The sequence below is a fragment of the Pseudomonas sp. genome, from assembly GCF_049645325.1.
GTDB lineage: Bacteria > Pseudomonadota > Gammaproteobacteria > Pseudomonadales > Pseudomonadaceae > Aquipseudomonas.
On record NZ_JBARTQ010000579.1, the window covers coordinates 1 to 15447 of the forward strand.

Here is a 15447-nt window from a genome sequence, read left to right on the forward strand (position 1 = left end):
GCGCGGGGCAAGCCCGCTCACCACAGGAAACCCGATCAACACAGCAATTCTGGTCACCACAAAAAGATGCACGGTTAAATAATGAGGAGTTGAAACGATGATCGAACAATCCGCCGACGCCAACTACCAGGGCGTGTGGGGCAACCGCATCGGCTTCGGCAAGAAGGCCGCGCTGCTGATGATCGATTTCATGCAGGGCTACACCACCGAAGGTGCGCCGTTGTTCGCGCCGGGAGTGGTCACCGCCGTGGCTGAGAGCGTCGAACTGCTCGCCAGCGCCCGCCAGCATGGGATTGCGGTGGTGCATACCAATATCCGCTACCATCCCGGCCATTTCGCCGATGGCGGTATCTGGGTCAAGAAAGCCCCGGTGATGAAGGACATGGTCGAAAGCAACCCGCTGGCGGCCTTCTGCAGTGAGGTATTGCCCCAGGACGATGAAGTGGTGATCACCAAGCAATACACCAGCGCATTTTTCGGCAGCAGCCTGGCCCCGATGCTGCACGCCATGGGCATCGACACCGTGGTGTTGGCGGGATGCTCCACCAGTGGCTGCATCCGCGCCACCGCCGTGGACGCGGTGCAGCACGGGTTTCGCACCATCGTCGTGCGCGAATGCGTCGGCGACAGGCACCCGGCGCCCCATGAAGCCAACTTGTTCGATATCGACAGCAAGTACGGCGACGTGGTGAGCAAGCAGGAGGCGATGAGCAAGTTCAGGGAGCAATAAAACGTTATTAAGAACTGCGCCATAGAGCGCGGTCTTGCACAAAACTGTAAGCCGCCCCGGCTGAATGTGGGAGCTGGCTTGCCTGCGATGAGGGAATGTCAGGCAACAAAGATGTTGCTGACCCACCGCTATCGCAGGCAAGCCAGCTCCCACAAGAGAAAACCGGCGCAGCTTTCAGTCTTCTGACACTGCCTTTGGAAGTCGCTTTCACAGCACTCCGAAGTGCTGGAACAAAGCGGCTGTATAAAAACCATAAGTCACCGCCAGGAGACACCCGATGCCCATTGCGAATGCAGCGCCCGCGACCACGGTCGCCGACCCCGTCAACACGCTCTACCACAAAATCACCTGGAAGCTGATTCCGTTCCTGTGTTTCTGCTACCTGGCCGCGTACCTGGACCGTATCAACATCGGTTTCGCCAAACTGCAGATGCTCGACCAGCTGCACTTCAGCGAAACCGCGTTCGGCCTCGGTGCCGGCCTGTTTTTCGTCGGCTACATCATCTTTGAAGTGCCAAGCAACCTGGTGCTGGAACGGGTCGGCGCGAAGCTCTGGATCGCGCGCATCATGATCACCTGGGGCCTGCTCTCGGCCTGCACCATGCTGGTCACGTCCACCACCCAGTTCTACATCCTGCGCTTCTTGCTCGGCGCCGCCGAAGCCGGTTTTTTGCCGGGTGTTCTGTACTACCTGACCACCTGGTTCCCGACCCACCGACGCGGCAGAATAATCGCGCTGTTCATGATCGGCCTGCCGCTCTCCAGCGTGATCGGCGGCCCGTTGTCCGGCTGGGTCATGGCCCACTTTGACAACGTGAGCGGGTTGCGCGGCTGGCAGTGGCTGTTCCTGATCGAAGCGGTGCCCAGCGTATTGCTCGGCGTGCTGACCTTCTGGGCACTGCCCAACAGCTACCAGCAAGCCAAATGGCTATCGGACGAAGAAAAAAATCTGCTGGAAAGCGAGCTGCGCAAGGACGAAGCCGACTCTAGCGGCAGCAAGCACAGCTTTCGCGACGGCTTCTTCAACCTCAAAGTGTGGATGCTCGGCGGTATCGACTTCTCGATCCTGCTCAGCGCCTACGCCATGGGCTTCTGGATGCCGACCTTTATCCGCAACGCCGGGGTCACCGACACCTTCCATATTGGCGTGCTGACCGCATTGCCAAGCGTCGCCGCGCTGTTGGGCATGTTGCTGATCGGCGCCAGCTCCGACAAACACCGCGAGCGCCGCTGGCACATCATCGTGCCGTTCTTTATCGGTGCGGCGGCGATGGCCACCAGCACGTTCTTTACCCATAACGTGGCGGCCACCGTGGCACTGTTTGCGATTGCCTCGGCGGCCATCATCGGCGCGGTGCCGGTGTTTTTCAGCCTGCCGGCGACCTTCCTCAAAGGCACCGCCGCCGCCACGGGTTTTGCCCTGGCGTGTTCGGTGGCGAATATCGCGGGCCTGGTGAGTAACTCGTTGATGGGGGTGGCGATCGACGTCACGGGCAGCAGCGCAGGTGCCTTGTGGTTTTTCGCCGGCTGCCTGATCCTCAGCAGCTTCCTGGTCATCGCCTTGCCGGCGAAACTGGTGAACCGTTAACAACAATAATTTTTCGGGTGAATCACCATGCAAGGCTTCCTCAAACGCTGCGCTCTGCTTGTTGCGGTCGGTCTGTGTGCCGGTACCGCGCAAGCCGCTGAAAAAGTCATCTTCGACACCGATTTCAACGTGCTCAATGATGACGGCCAAGCCTTTATCATGCTCGCCCAGCTGCATGCGCAAAAACGCATCGACCTGCTCGGCATGACCCTGGTCAGCGGTAATGCCTGGGTCGACCAGGAACAGGTTGACGCCCTCAAAGCCGTAGAACGCATGGGCGTGGAAAAGGAGGTGGGCGTCTACTCGGGCGCCGCCTACCCGCTGCTGCATGACTACGCCACCTACGAGGCGGAAAAAGCGCTGTTCGGCTCGGGTTGGCCGGGGGCATTCAAACACCCTCGTCCGACGTCGGCGTCACAGCTGGTCGCGCCACCGGATGGCCTGGCGACCCACACCCAACTGCGCAGCGAGACTGCCGCGCAGTTCATCGTGCAAAGCGTGCGCGCCAACCCGCACCAAGTGACGATTCTGGCCGTCGGCCCGCTGACCAACATCGCCCTGGCGATTCGCTCGGCCCCGGACATCGTGCCGCTGATCAAGCGCATCGTGTACATGGGCGGCGCCCTGGAGATTCCGGGCAACACCACGCCGGCGGCGGAATTCAACTGGTGGTTCGACCCCGAGGCCGCGAAGATCGTGTTGCGCTCGCCGATCGAACACGTGATTTTCCCCAACGATGTGTGCGAGAAAGTCACGTTCGACCAGTCGGTGTACCAACGCGTGATTGCGCACAAAGGCGCGATTGCCGACCTCTACAAGCACGAGTTCGGGCCCCTGTTCGACAAGGACCCGAGCTACCACAGCTTCACGTGGGACAGCTTGCCGGCGCTGTTTCTGGTCAACCCGGACATCGTCACGGATTCCCGTGACCTGTGGGTCGACGTGGATGCGACGTTCGGCGCGGATTATGGCCGCGCGCTGGGCTACAAGAAAGGTGCACCCGTGGGCACGCAGAAAGCCAAGGTGGTGTTCGGCGTGGACCAGAAGAAATTCTGGGACGGCTACGTCAACCTCGTGACGCTGCCAACCCCGGTCAAACACTGACCGGTTGATCGCTCCCACGGCGTGTGGGAGCGATCGTCACTCAGTCCGCCAAGGCAAACCCGCGCTGCAGATCTTCAATTAACGCCGCCACATCCTCCAAACCGATATGCAGGCGCACCACCGGGTTCAGCGAGCGATCCGCCAGGCTGTCGCGGTCCTGGGTATCGGCGACGGTGACGAGGCTTTCATAGCCGCCCCACGAAGCACCCAAGCCAAATACCTGCAACGCATCAATGAAGCGCTCGATGTAAGCCGGGTCGAGGCTGCTCAGTTCGAACGACAACAAACCGTTGCTGCCGCTGAAATCCCGGCGCCACAACGCATGCCCCGGATGCTCGGGCAAGGCCGGGTGGAACACGCGCTTGACCTGTGGCTGCGCCTGCAACCACTGGGCGATTTCCACCGCCTGGCGCTCGTGCACATCCAGCCTGGACGCCAGGGTACGGGCGCCGCGCAGGATCAGGTACGCGTCGTCGGCACTCACGGCATTGCCGAAGGTGTCGCTCATCTTGCCCAGCGCCGGCCAGGCGGCTTCGGTGGTCGAGACGCTGCCCATCATCACATCGCTGTGACCGCCCAGGTACTTGGTGAGGGCCATGATCGAAATGTCCGCGCCCAGCGCCAGCGGCCGGTACAGGTAGCCCGAGCCCCACGTGTTGTCCACGGCCAGCAGGATATTGCGCGGTTTACACAAGGCCGCGATAGCGGGCAAATCGCACAGTTCATAGAGCAACGAGCCCGGCACTTCGGCGTAGACCAGTCGGGTGTTGGCTTGCAGTTGCGCCGCCAGCCCGTGGCCGTCTGGCGCGAAATAGCTGACTTCAATTCCGAACGGCTGGAGAAATTCTCGGGCCAGTTTGCGCACCGGCGAATACACCGCGTCGGTGATCAACACATGGTCACCTGGGCGCAGATACGCCAGGAATACCTGGGCCGCCGCCGCAAGGCCGGTGCCGTAAAGTCGCGTGCGGTAGCCACCCTCCAACTCGGTGACCAGGTCTTCCAGCGCGTGAGACGTCGGATTGCCACGCGCGCCATAACTCAGCACGCGCTCGCTGTCGCGGCGGGCGCGGGCGTCGCGCATTTGCGCAAGGTTATCGAACAGCACCGTGCTCAGGCGTGTGATCGGCACGTTGACCGCACGCCCGCCATTGCCCTTTTCGGTGCGCGCAGCGTGGATCAAGCGGGTCCGTACCCGTGACGGTGCGGTCAGCGGTTTGAGGCTGGCGATTTCCGCTTCGCTCATCTGCGCCAGCAAACCGATTTCCCAAGCCAGGTATTGGCGTGCGGCGTCCTTGTTGCCGCTGTGCCGGTCGTGGGTGAAGAACAGGAAGTCGATGCACTGCGCGTCGGGGGGCGTGTGCGGGTCTTCGACCACCGGCAGGCCAGCGGCGGCCCAGGCAGCAAAACCACCGTCCAACAACTGTGCGGGCAACCCCTGGACGGCAAACGCTGCCACTGCAGGGTCATCCGCCACCACGACCAAAGGCCGGTGATCGGTGGTCAGCAGCGAACGAATCGACCACTGAGAACCGCCAATATGCCCCTTGCGAAACACCATGCTCGGGCGCAGGTCGACCAGGTTGACGTCCTGTAATGCCAGCGCCAACGCCTGGGCACTGATCAACGGCAGCGGTTCATAGGCCACCGGCTGCTGCACCGGCAATGCCAGCCCGCTGGCGATACCGCCGCTCAACACATACGCCTCATGCCCCAACTGACGCAGCCAGCTGGCAACAATCGGCGCACGCACGCCGTCGCTGTCCACCAGCACCACCCGCGCCTGGCGTACGCCGATGTACAGGTCGGTGGATTGGACCAACTGCCCGCCCGGCGTGTGTTGCGCGCCCGGCAACGTGCCCAGCGCAAACTCTTCGGCCGTGCGCACATCACACACAAACAGACTGCGCTGCGCATCGTCGGCCCACTGACGCACCTGATCCGCCGAAACGTTGACCACCCCGGCCCGCTCGGCCAATTGCTGTGCGGCCTGGCTCTGCCGGGCGAGGTCCGTGCTGACCTGCTCGGCATACCGCCGGGTGCTGCCGTGTTCCAGTTTGAAATCTTCCAGGTACCAGCCCTGGGTGCCATTTTCCAGTGCATAGATCGGGTTCTTCAGCCCCAGGTTGATCAGGGTCTGCGCGCCAATAATGCTGCGCGTACGCCCGGCGCAGTTGACCACAATCGGGGTGCTGTCATCGGGCACCAGGTCATGCACGCGGTAGCCCAGTTCACCATTCGGGCAGCAAATGGATCCGGGGATGGTCATCTTGCGGTACTCGTCGAACGGCCGGCCGTCCAGCAGCACCAGCGGCTCGCCACGCGCCTGCCACTGCGCCAACTGCCGCGCCGTGATGTGAGGCGTGTGGCTGGCCTCTTCGACCAATTCACCAAAGGCTTTGGACGGCACGTGTACACCCGCAAACAGCTGCAAACCCGCCGCCTGCCAGCCCTCGGCGCCGCCTTCCAGCACGTGCACATGGCTGTAGCCCAGCGTGTGCAGGCGCTCTGCCGTGCGCGCCGCCACCGCACCGCCATCCTGGTCGTAAATCACCAGGCGCACCTGGGGGTTGGGCGCCAGGCGGCGGACTTCCAGCTCCAGGCGGCTATAGGGCAGGTTCACCCCGTGGAACAGGTGGGCTTCGCCGTATTGCCCGTGTTCGCGCACGTCGAATACAGCGATTTCCTGCCCATCGAACAGCCATTGCTGCAGTTGACTCGGGGTGATGGTCTGGCTCATGGAAGTCCCAACAAATTAAGAGAAGAGTTACTGCAACGCCAACGAACGCTCGCCCGCTGCCACATCGTGCCCCTTGGCATAAGCACGCTGCACCGCCGGCCGCGCCTTGATGCGCTCACGCCAGGCCTGAATATGCGGGTAGTCCGCCAGGTCCTGGCCTTGGCGCAGCGGCTGGATCCACGGGAAGATCGCCATGTCGGCTACCGAGTAAGCGCCCGCCACATATGGCACGTCGGCCAAGCGCTGCTCCAGCACCCGGTACAGGCGCGTGGCTTCAGCGTTCAGCAGGTCGAGGGCAAACGGGATCGGCGCGGGCGCTTTCTCCTTGAACACCTGCAACTGGCTGAGGTACGGGGTGATATGCCCGACTTGCCAGAACAGCCATTCCTGGACCTTCTGGCGTTCGGCGCTACCGGCCGGCGGCAGGAATTGCCCGGCACTGTCGGCGAGGTAATTGAGGATCGCGCCGGACTCGAACAGGCTCAGCGGTGTGGCCGGGCGATGGTCGACAATCGCCGGAATCCGCCCGTTGGCGCTGATGCGCTGGAAGTCGGCCTGCTTCTGCTCGCCTTCACGGATATTCACCGGCAGCAGGCGGTATTCCAGGCCAAGCTCTTCGAGCAGGATGCCGACTTTGAGGCCATTGCCCGTGGGCCAGTAATACAGATCAATCATAAAAAACCTCGTCCTCTGATCGTTCCCACGCTCTGCGTGGGAATGCCGTGTGGGACGCTCTGCGTCCCGGGGCCAAGCGCGACGCGGAGCGTCACAGGGTGCATTCCCACGCGGAGCGTGGGAACGATCATCAGGCGTAGGCCTTGATCGACGGCGCCATCTGCGAGGCGTTGTAGTTGAGGATGCGACCGTCAGCTTCCACGCCATACCGGCCGTTCAGCGATTCCAGCGGCAAACCATAGAGGTGGAAATGCAGGGTGGCCTGCTCACCCTCGACCTTGATGCCATGCAGGTCTTCACCCAAAAACGAAATCGACGTGCCCGGCTGCACAATCACTTCGTTTTCCAGCGTCAGCGTGGTGAACCCCGGCTCGCGGCCTTCGTCATTGCGCGCGTAGACGTAGTTGATTTCCTGGCCTTCAATGGCACTGATGATCGCCCAGGTCTCATGGTTGTGCGCGATCGTGCTTTTGCCCGGCAACAGCGAGTTGAGGTAAAGGGTCGGGGTGTCGCCGTCATCGTTCAGGCGATAACGAAAAGCAGTGCTGCCCTGCCCCGGCACCGGCGCGGGGAATTCGTCGAAGTTGAACAGGTCACGACGCTCAGCCAGGTTCTCCAGCAGGCTGACGATTTCCACCAGCGCCGCACGGTCTACGCCGCGCTGATTGATGACGCGGATCTGCTGCAAAAACGCCTCGATAACGGCGGCACGGTTTGCGGTACTCATGACGGTTTTCCTCTTATCAGACTGACAGGCTGTAACGGCTCAAATTGGTCAACAGGTACGGGTCATGCTTGATCGGGCCACGGCGCCCGGAATCACCCAGTGCATGGCGCAGGAACGTCTGGGTGCGTTCGCTGCTCGGGTTCTGGAAAATCTGTGCGGCGCTGCCGTGTTCGACAATCACGCCGTTCTCGGTGAAGTACACGAGGTCGCTGATCTCCTCGGCAAAACGCATTTCATGGGTGACCAGCACGCAGGTCATGCCCTCTTCGGTCAGCTCGCGGATCACGGTCAGCACTTCGCCGACGGTTTCCGGGTCCAGTGCCGAGGTCACCTCATCAAACAGGATCAGTTCCGGGCGCATCGCCAGGGCGCGAGCGATCGCCACGCGCTGCTGCTGACCACCGGACAGTTGGCCAGGGTAGGCGTCGGCCTTGTGCTCCATGCGCACCTTGGCGAGCAGCGCCCGCGCGTCTTTCTCGGCGTCGGCGCGGTTGCGGCCGAGCACCTTGCGCGGCGCGATCACCAGGTTTTCCAGGACTGACAGGTGCGGGAACAGGTTGTATTGCTGGAACACAAACCCCACGCGCTTGCGCAGTTCGATGCGCTGGGCTTCCTGGGTCAGGGTCTCGACCTGGGTCTGGCCCACGCGAATACTGCCGCGCTGCGGCTGCAACAGCCCGGTGATGCAGCGCAAAATCGTGGATTTACCCGAGCCGGACGGGCCGATGATCGACACCGCCTGGCCTTTCAGCACATCAAGGTCGATGCCCTTGAGCACCGGGTTGGTGCCGAACGACAGGTGGATATCCCGCAGGCTCACCAGCGGTTCAATAGAAGGCATAACGGCGCTCCAGGTGTTGGGTCAGGCGGGAAATCGGGTAGCAATACGCAAAAAACAGCACCAACAGGCTCAGGTAAATCACCACGGTAAAGCCGGTCATGTTCACCGTGTTGCTGGCGATCTGCGCGGTGTCGATCACGTCGTGCACGCCCACCAGCGAGGCCAGCGCGGTGCCCATGGTGACCACCGCGTAGAGGTTCATCCACGGCGGCAACATGCGCTTGAAGCACTGCGGCAAGATGATCGAGCGGAACAACTGGCCACGGGTGAACGCCAGCGAACGCGCGGCTTCCCATTGGGTGCTGGGGATCGAGCCGATGGCGCCGCGGAAGATTTCCGCCACGTTGGCACTCGCCGGCAGGGCCAGGCCGATGGTGACCTTGACCCAATCGGGGAACGACACATAGCTGCTGCCAATATGGATCTCGAACGGGAACACGTAGGTGGTGAAATAGATCAGCACCAGCCACGGCGCATTGCGAAACACCTGCACCCACACACGCGCCACAATGCCCACTGGCGACAACGCCAGCGCGCCAATCAACAGGCCCAGCACCGAACCGAGCGCAATCGCTACCACGCTGATCAGGATGTTCTGGCCAAAACCGGCCACCAGCGCCGGCGACCATTGCAGCAACGCCGACAGCACCGGGAATGAATCAATGGCCATAGCCGGGCATCCTCAGGTGCGCTTCAAGCCAGCGCCCCACGCAATTGACGGTAAAACTCAGCAGGCCAAAGAAGCTCAGGATCAGGATCATCAACTCCAGCACGTTGTCGCTCTGGGTCCAGATCATGATCGCCGCGTAAGTGATGTCCCCCACGGCGATGGCCGAAGCCACGGCGGTCATCTTCACCAGGTCGATCAAGTTATTGATCAGTGACGGCAAGGCAAAACGCACGGCCAGCGGCAACTGCACATTCCACAGCAACTGACGGCTGCTGAACGCCAGGGAGCTGGCGGCCTCAAGGGTCACGGCGGGCACCGCTTCGATGCCGGCGCGCAAGGCTTCGGCATGGAATGCACCTTTGTGCAGGGAGATCACGATCACCACCCAGGCAAACGGCGTCAGCGAGTTGGCCGCGCCGACCGCCTGGGTCAAGAGCATATTCAGCACCAGGAACGCGCAATACAGCTGCACCAGGGTTGGCGTATTGCGGGTCACTTCGACGAACACCCGCGCCGGTTTGGCCAGCCACGGGTTGCCCGAGGTGAGCATCGCCGCCAGGCTGATGCCCGCAATCAGGCTGCCGATAAGCGTGAACAGGCACAGTAGCGCAGTGGTCAGCGCGCCCTGGACCAGCGTGCCGCGCTGGTAGGCGTCGAGCAAAAAGTTGTAATTCAGGCCGAAGCCTGCCGCCCAATGGACAAACCATTCCATCATTGCAATTTTCCGCAGGCTGCAACGATCCGCCGCCCGGCTTCGGCCACGCTGTCGGTCGCAGTGGCAATCGACAGGCGGAACCACGGCGACAAGCCATAAGCACTGCCAGCCACGCCAGCTACGCCCTCCTCCAGCAGCCAGGCAACCACGTCCTCGTCAGTGTCGATGCGCAGGCCATCAGGGCGATGGCGCCCCAGCAGCCCGGCGCAACGCACAAACACGAAGAAACCGCCCTGGGGTTCGAGCACTTGCAGACCGTCGACGGTGTCCAGCGTCTTGACCAAAATATCCCGGCGCAACTGGTAGGCCGCCACCTGTTCCGCGAGAAAATCCAGACCGCCGTTATAGGCCGCCAAGGCCGCCGCTTGCCCCACCGATGAAGCACCGGAGGTGGATTGGGATTGCACCACTGCCATCGCGTCAGTGAGGTTTTTTGGCCCGGCACCAAAGCCGATACGCCAGCCTGTCATGGCGTAGGTCTTGGACACGCCGCCGACCAGCAGGCTGCGGTCCAACAAATCCGGCGCGATATTCAGCAGGCTTTGAGGTGGCCGCCCGTCGAAGCGAATGTGTTCGTACAGCTCATCCAGCAGGATCAGCACGTGAGGATGACGGCGCAGCACCTCGGCCAGCTCGCGCAGTTCGGCGTCGTTGTACACCGCGCCGCTGGGGTTGCCCGGACCATTGAGGATCAGCCAGCGCGTGCGCCCGGTGATGTGCTGTTCAAGCTGCGCCGGCAGCAGTTTGCAGCCCTGCTCCAGGCCGCATTCGATGAACACCGGCTCGCCGCCATTAAAGCGCACGCTGTCGGGGAACGACGGCCAGTACGGCGTCGGCACCAGCACTTCATCGCCATCATCGAGGGTGGCGGCGAAGGCATTGAAGATGATTTGCTTGGCGCCGTTGGCAATCACAATCGACGACAGCGGACAGTCCAGGCGGTTTTCCTGCGCCAGCTTGCGTTGTACCGCCAGGCGCAGTGCTTTTACGCCCGGCGTCGGCGTGTATTTGGTCGCGCCGCTGGCGATGGCGGCGTAGGCAGCCTGCTTGATGTGTTCCGGGGTGTCGAAATCCGGCTCGCCGGTGGTGAGGTCGAGGATGTCGCGACCGGCATCGCGCAATTCGGTCGCGCGGGATTTGGCTGCGGCATTGGCCGACAACGACACCCGCTGCACGCGTTTGGACAGGCGGACGGTCATGGCTGCACCTCAAGGACTTTGCCGGGGTTGAGCAGGTTGTGCGGGTCCAGCGCCTGCTTGATACGGCGCATCAGGTCCAGCTCCACCGGGCTCTTATAGCGGCTGAGCAGGCCGACCTTGCGCTGGCCGATGCCGTGCTCGGCACTGATCGAGCCGCCGTGGGCGTGGGCGCTGTCGTGTACCAGGGCACTCAACTCGGCGTAATGGGCCATGTGCGCCTCCACGGTCGAACCCAGCGGGTGGGCCACGTTGTAATGCAGATTGCCGTCGCCCAGGTGGCCGAAGGTGAAGTTGCGCACGCCAGGGAAGTGTTGCTGCAACAGCGCGTCGGTATGGGCAACGAAGGCCACAACCTGGGAAATCGGTACCGAGATATCGTGCTTCATGTTGCGCCCGGCGCGCTTTTGCGCCTCGCTCATGTTCTCGCGCAGCAGCCACAGCGCGTCGCTTTGCGCCAGGCTCTCGGCGATCAGCGCGTCGCTGATCAGTTGCTGTTCAAAGGCCTCGCCCAGCACGTGTTCGAAGGCTTCGCGCGCATGGCTTTCGCTGTGGTTATCGGAGAGTTCGATCAAGGCGAACCAGGGTTGGCTGGCGTTTTTGAACGGCTGCGGGCCTTGGGGGAACTGTTCGCGCAGCAGGGTCAGGCAATCGGCGGTGAGCAATTCGAACGCCGTCAGGCTCGCGCCAAAACCCGCGCGGGCATGGGACAGGAATGCCACGGCCTGCGCCAGTTGATCAAACGCCAACAGCGCGGTCGCCTGCGCCTTGGGCAATGGAAACAGCTTCAAGGTGGCGGCGGTGATAATCCCCAGCGTGCCTTCGCTGCCGATGTACAAATCGCGCAAGTCGTAGCCGGTGTTGTCCTTGCGCAAACCGCGCAGGCCATGCCAGATCTCGCCTTCGGCGGTCACCACTTCCAGGCCCAGGGTCAACTCGCGGGTGTTGCCATAGCGCAGCACCCCGGTGCCGCCGGCATTGGTGCCAAGGTTGCCGCCGATGGTGCAACTGCCTTCGGCGCCCAGGCTCAGCGGGAACAGGCGATTGGCGGCGCGGGCCACGTCCTGGAGGGTTTGCAGGATGCAGCCGGCGTCTGCCGTGAGGGTGTCGTTATCAGTGTCAACGCTGCGCACACGGTTCATGCGGTCGAGCAGCAGCAACACCGAACGCCCGCTGGCATCCGGCGTGGCGCCGGCCATCAACCCGGTGTTGCCACCTTGCACCACGATCGGCGCATTCAACGCCACGCAGGCGCGCACCACGGCCGCCACTTCTTCAGTGTTGGCCGGGTGCACCGCAGCGATCACCTGGCCGGTGTAGCGACCTTGCTTGTCGGTCAGGCAGTGGGCGGCCTCTTCACTGGTTTGCACATGGGCTGCGCCCAGCAGGTGTTGCAGGGTGGCGAAGAGCGTTTCACTCATGGCTGTAGTGCTCGTGCAGGTCACGCAAGGCCTGGGATGGCGGCATGCCGGTGCGTTCACCGAGGCTGATCAGGAACCCGCTTTTATGCCACTCGCGCACAATGGCATCGAGTTTGGCCTGGGTGTCGTGTTCGCCCTTGCGAATCCAGATGACTGATTTGGACGGGATCAGGTCGCCCGGCAGCGGGATTTCATAGCCCTGCCACTCGGCATCGCTGAGCAGCGCGTGCATGGTCGGGCTGACGTGCACGGCGGCCACGCACCCGTTGCCACGCAACGACAGCAGCGACTCGGACTGGCTGCGGAACGCCTTGATCTGCGCGCCGTAGGTTTCCTGCAGCGGCTTGATGAAGTTACTGCCCTGGGACACGCACACCGGCTTGTCCTTCAAGTCGGCCCACTGCGTGATCCCGGCGCCTTTGCGGATCAACGCTGCGCCGCCGACTTCCTCGTACGGGGTGGGCACGTAATCGAGGATCTCGGCGCGCTCTTCGGTGAACTGCATATTGGCGATCAGGATGTCGACCTTGCCCTGCTGCAGGAACTGCACGCGGTTGGGCGCCAGCACCGAAACGGTCTTGGTCTCCACACCGAGTGCCTGGCCGATGCCCTTGGCCAGTTCGACGTTGTAGCCCAGGTGCTCGCCGGTCTTGGGGTCGAGGGTGCCGAACGGTGGGCCGCTGAGAATCACGCCGACGCTGATCGCATGGCGTTGCTGGATCTTGTCGAGGGTGGCGTCGGCGTGGGCGATGCCCGCGCACAGGGCCAGGCCGAGCGCGGCCAGGGTTTTCAGGTTCATGTTCAGGCGCCTTTGAATTGCTGCTGCAGTTCCACCAGCGCCGGTGACGCCGGGCTGATGCGGTTGCGGGTCTGGGCGTCGATCAGCCAACCGCTGCCGTGCAGTGCCTTGATGATCGGGTCGAGTTTGGCCTGGGTGTCGCTTTCGCCGCGACGGGTCCAGATCACCGACGGCGCCGGGTTGAGTTCCGGGCTGATGGCGCGGTAATCCTTCCATTCGGCGCTGTCGTTGATCAGCGGATTGATCAGCGTCGAGTCATGCACGGCGGCCACGCAGTTGTTGCCGCGCAGGGCCAGCAGCGATTCGGAGGAGCTCTTGAATGCCTTGATCTGCGCGCCGAACTCGGTCAGTGGCTTCACGTAGCTGCTGCCTTGGGAGGTGCACACCGGTTGGTCCTTGAGGTCTTCCCAGCGGGCGATCTTGCTGTCTTTAAGCACCGCAGCGGTGCCGCCGATGCGGTAGAACGGGGTCGGTACGAACCCAAGGATTTCACCGCGCTCGGCAGTCCATTCCATGTTGGCGATCAGCAGGTCGACTTTGCCTTGTTGCAGGAACTGCACGCGGTTGGCCGGCAGCACCGGCACCAGTTGCACCTGCGCGTTCAATTGACGACCCAATTCATTGGCGAGGTCGACGTTCAAGCCTTTCGGTTGTTGAGTCGCCGGGTCAATGCTGCCAAACGGCCCACCGGACAACAGCACCCCCACCACCAGCACGTGGCGCTGCTCGATCTTGTCCAGGGTCGCATCGGCCTGGGCCGCCACACTGGCGCCCAACGCGATCATCGACCCCAGGGCCACTGGCAACCATTTCTTCAACATCATTGGACTTCCCCCTGGCGAATGATCGGCGTACCCCGACCTGATGGAGGGGCATGCTAGGGAGAGTGCGGGGGCAACGGAAATGCAAATATCTCATATCGTTATAACTTACCGAGTAAGGACGACCTTCAATTGTGGAATAACCTATGATTTATTGGACCTTATAAAAAACCGCTTCAACAACACATTAAAATCTGTAATGTTTAGCTTCACGCCTTTGATATAAAAACGCCTCCGGAAATGGCCATGTCGACCCTCGACCTTGAACTCCTGCGCACCTTTATCGCCGTGGTCGACCACCACAGCTTCGCCGAAGCCGGCACGCACCTGGCGCGCACCCAGTCGTCCGTGACCCAACATATGCAGCGGCTGGAGCAGCAAGTGGGCGTGAGCCTGTTTGAAAAGCGCGGCCGCCAGAAACAGCTGACCGAGCCGGGCTTGCAGTTGCTTCGGCACGCACGGCAGATGCTCTCGCTGAACGACGACGCGTTGAACTCGCTGCGTGAAAGCAGCCTGAGCGGTGTGCTGCGCATCGGCTCGCCCCACGACATTGCCGACACCATCCTGCCGCCGATCCTCAGCCACATCGCCCGCTCGGCGCCGCGCCTGCGGCTGGAGATCGATGTGGGGCGCAGCCCGTTCCTGATGGACGACCTGCACCGGGGCAAGGTGGACATGGTGATTTCCACCCGTTCCGACCCGAACCTTGAGGGGTTTGCATTGCGCACTTCGCCGGTGTGGTGGATTTGTTCGGCGCAGTACATTCACCAGCCCAGCGAGCCGTTGCCGTTGATTCTGGTGGACGAGCCGAGCATTTATCGACGTTATGCGCTGGAGGCGCTGGAACGGGCGAATATTCCTTGGCGGCAGGCGTACCTGGCGTCGAACCTGATTGGGATCAAGGCGGCAACCCGCGCGGGGCTCGGGGTGACCCCGCGCAGCATGGAGATGCTGGGGCCGGATATGCGCGTGCTGGGGGAGACGGATGGACTGCCGCGATTGCCCGAGGTGACCTATTACTTGTGGATTCGGCCGAATACGGCGAACCCTATTGCGCGCAAGGCTTATGACTTGATTCGGGGGAGCCAGGGGTTGTGATTTTTTTTGCGGGGTTGTTTGGGGTGTATATCCGGTATTGGGGGGTGGCTGGTATTGGTTCCGCTCTTACAGCGGGTCACTTTTGGTGGAGCGCAAAAGTAACCAAAACGCTCTTGCCCCTCCACTCGGCACCTCGCTGTGGCTCGGTGTGCCCGCACTCCGGCTTGAATCCGTGGGCCGCCGTGACGGGCCATCCATGGCCCAACACGGCTAACCCGGCTTCCTGCCGGGTTGCCCACGGATTCAAGCCTGCGTTCGGCCAGCGTGGTTAACGGGGCGCCTGAGATCAAAATCACAATCACAAGCAGATCAAAAGCAGAGC

The 15447-nt window shown here is 62.4% G+C and carries 14 protein-coding genes; 4 read left to right on the top strand and 10 right to left on the bottom strand.

What is annotated here, in order from left to right; genetic code table 11:
* Positions 1-97 precede the first annotated feature (97 nt).
* The 3 genes from WBB95_RS24340 (at position 98) to WBB95_RS24350 (ending at position 3422) form a co-directional block, all read left to right on the top strand.
* Positions 98-730 (top strand): N-carbamoylsarcosine amidohydrolase, encoded by a 633-nt coding sequence (locus WBB95_RS24340; RefSeq protein ID WP_424489880.1) that lies wholly within the window; start codon positions 98-100, stop codon positions 728-730.
* A 277-nt stretch (positions 731-1007) separates the two neighbouring features.
* Entirely contained in the window at positions 1008-2318 is a 1311-nt protein-coding gene (locus WBB95_RS24345; protein ID WP_424489881.1) for an MFS transporter, read from the top strand.
* A gap of 27 nt (positions 2319-2345) precedes the next feature.
* The gene (locus tag WBB95_RS24350) at positions 2346-3422 is read left to right on the top strand and encodes a nucleoside hydrolase (RefSeq protein WP_424489882.1); all 1077 of its coding nucleotides are present in this window, start codon (positions 2346-2348) and stop codon (positions 3420-3422) included.
* Between the two features lie 40 nt (positions 3423-3462).
* Here the strand turns inward: WBB95_RS24350 and metC are convergent, their stop codons facing one another.
* The 10 genes from metC to WBB95_RS24400 all read right to left on the bottom strand — a co-directional run bounded on the left by metC (position 3463) and on the right by WBB95_RS24400 (position 14030).
* Complete coding sequence (gene metC / locus WBB95_RS24355) at positions 3463-6162, bottom strand: cystathionine beta-lyase (RefSeq protein ID WP_424489883.1); 2700 nt, start codon at positions 6160-6162, stop codon at positions 3463-3465.
* Positions 6163-6189: 27 nt separating this feature from the next.
* Entirely contained in the window at positions 6190-6837 is a 648-nt protein-coding gene (locus WBB95_RS24360; protein WP_424489884.1) for a glutathione S-transferase family protein, read from the bottom strand.
* A 130-nt stretch (positions 6838-6967) separates the two neighbouring features.
* A complete protein-coding gene (locus WBB95_RS24365; protein WP_424489885.1) occupies positions 6968-7564 on the bottom strand; it encodes a cysteine dioxygenase in 597 nt (198 codons plus the stop codon).
* A gap of 16 nt (positions 7565-7580) precedes the next feature.
* A complete protein-coding gene (locus tag WBB95_RS24370; RefSeq protein WP_424489886.1) occupies positions 7581-8405 on the bottom strand; it encodes an amino acid ABC transporter ATP-binding protein in 825 nt (274 codons plus the stop codon).
* Complete coding sequence (locus tag WBB95_RS24375) at positions 8392-9075, bottom strand: amino acid ABC transporter permease (protein ID WP_424489887.1); 684 nt, start codon at positions 9073-9075, stop codon at positions 8392-8394. Before WBB95_RS24375 ends, WBB95_RS24370 begins: the two co-directional genes overlap by 14 nt.
* Entirely contained in the window at positions 9065-9790 is a 726-nt protein-coding gene (locus WBB95_RS24380) for an amino acid ABC transporter permease (RefSeq protein ID WP_424489888.1), read from the bottom strand. The genes WBB95_RS24375 and WBB95_RS24380 overlap by 11 nt, the downstream gene beginning before the upstream one ends.
* Complete coding sequence (locus WBB95_RS24385) at positions 9787-10989, bottom strand: aminotransferase class I/II-fold pyridoxal phosphate-dependent enzyme (RefSeq protein WP_424489889.1); 1203 nt, start codon at positions 10987-10989, stop codon at positions 9787-9789. The genes WBB95_RS24380 and WBB95_RS24385 overlap by 4 nt, the downstream gene beginning before the upstream one ends.
* A complete protein-coding gene (locus WBB95_RS24390) occupies positions 10986-12407 on the bottom strand; it encodes an FAD-binding oxidoreductase (RefSeq protein WP_424489890.1) in 1422 nt (473 codons plus the stop codon). Before WBB95_RS24390 ends, WBB95_RS24385 begins: the two co-directional genes overlap by 4 nt.
* The gene (locus WBB95_RS24395; RefSeq protein WP_424489891.1) at positions 12400-13206 is read right to left on the bottom strand and encodes a transporter substrate-binding domain-containing protein; all 807 of its coding nucleotides are present in this window, start codon (positions 13204-13206) and stop codon (positions 12400-12402) included. Before WBB95_RS24395 ends, WBB95_RS24390 begins: the two co-directional genes overlap by 8 nt.
* 2 nt (positions 13207-13208) lie before the next feature.
* Positions 13209-14030: a transporter substrate-binding domain-containing protein gene (locus WBB95_RS24400; RefSeq protein WP_424489892.1), complete on the bottom strand. Its 822-nt coding sequence runs from the start codon at positions 14028-14030 to the stop codon at positions 13209-13211.
* Between the two features lie 243 nt (positions 14031-14273).
* Here WBB95_RS24400 and WBB95_RS24405 point away from each other — a divergent pair, with 243 nt between their 5' ends.
* The gene (locus tag WBB95_RS24405) at positions 14274-15125 is read left to right on the top strand and encodes a LysR substrate-binding domain-containing protein (protein ID WP_025858264.1); all 852 of its coding nucleotides are present in this window, start codon (positions 14274-14276) and stop codon (positions 15123-15125) included.
* Positions 15126-15447 lie beyond the last annotated feature (322 nt).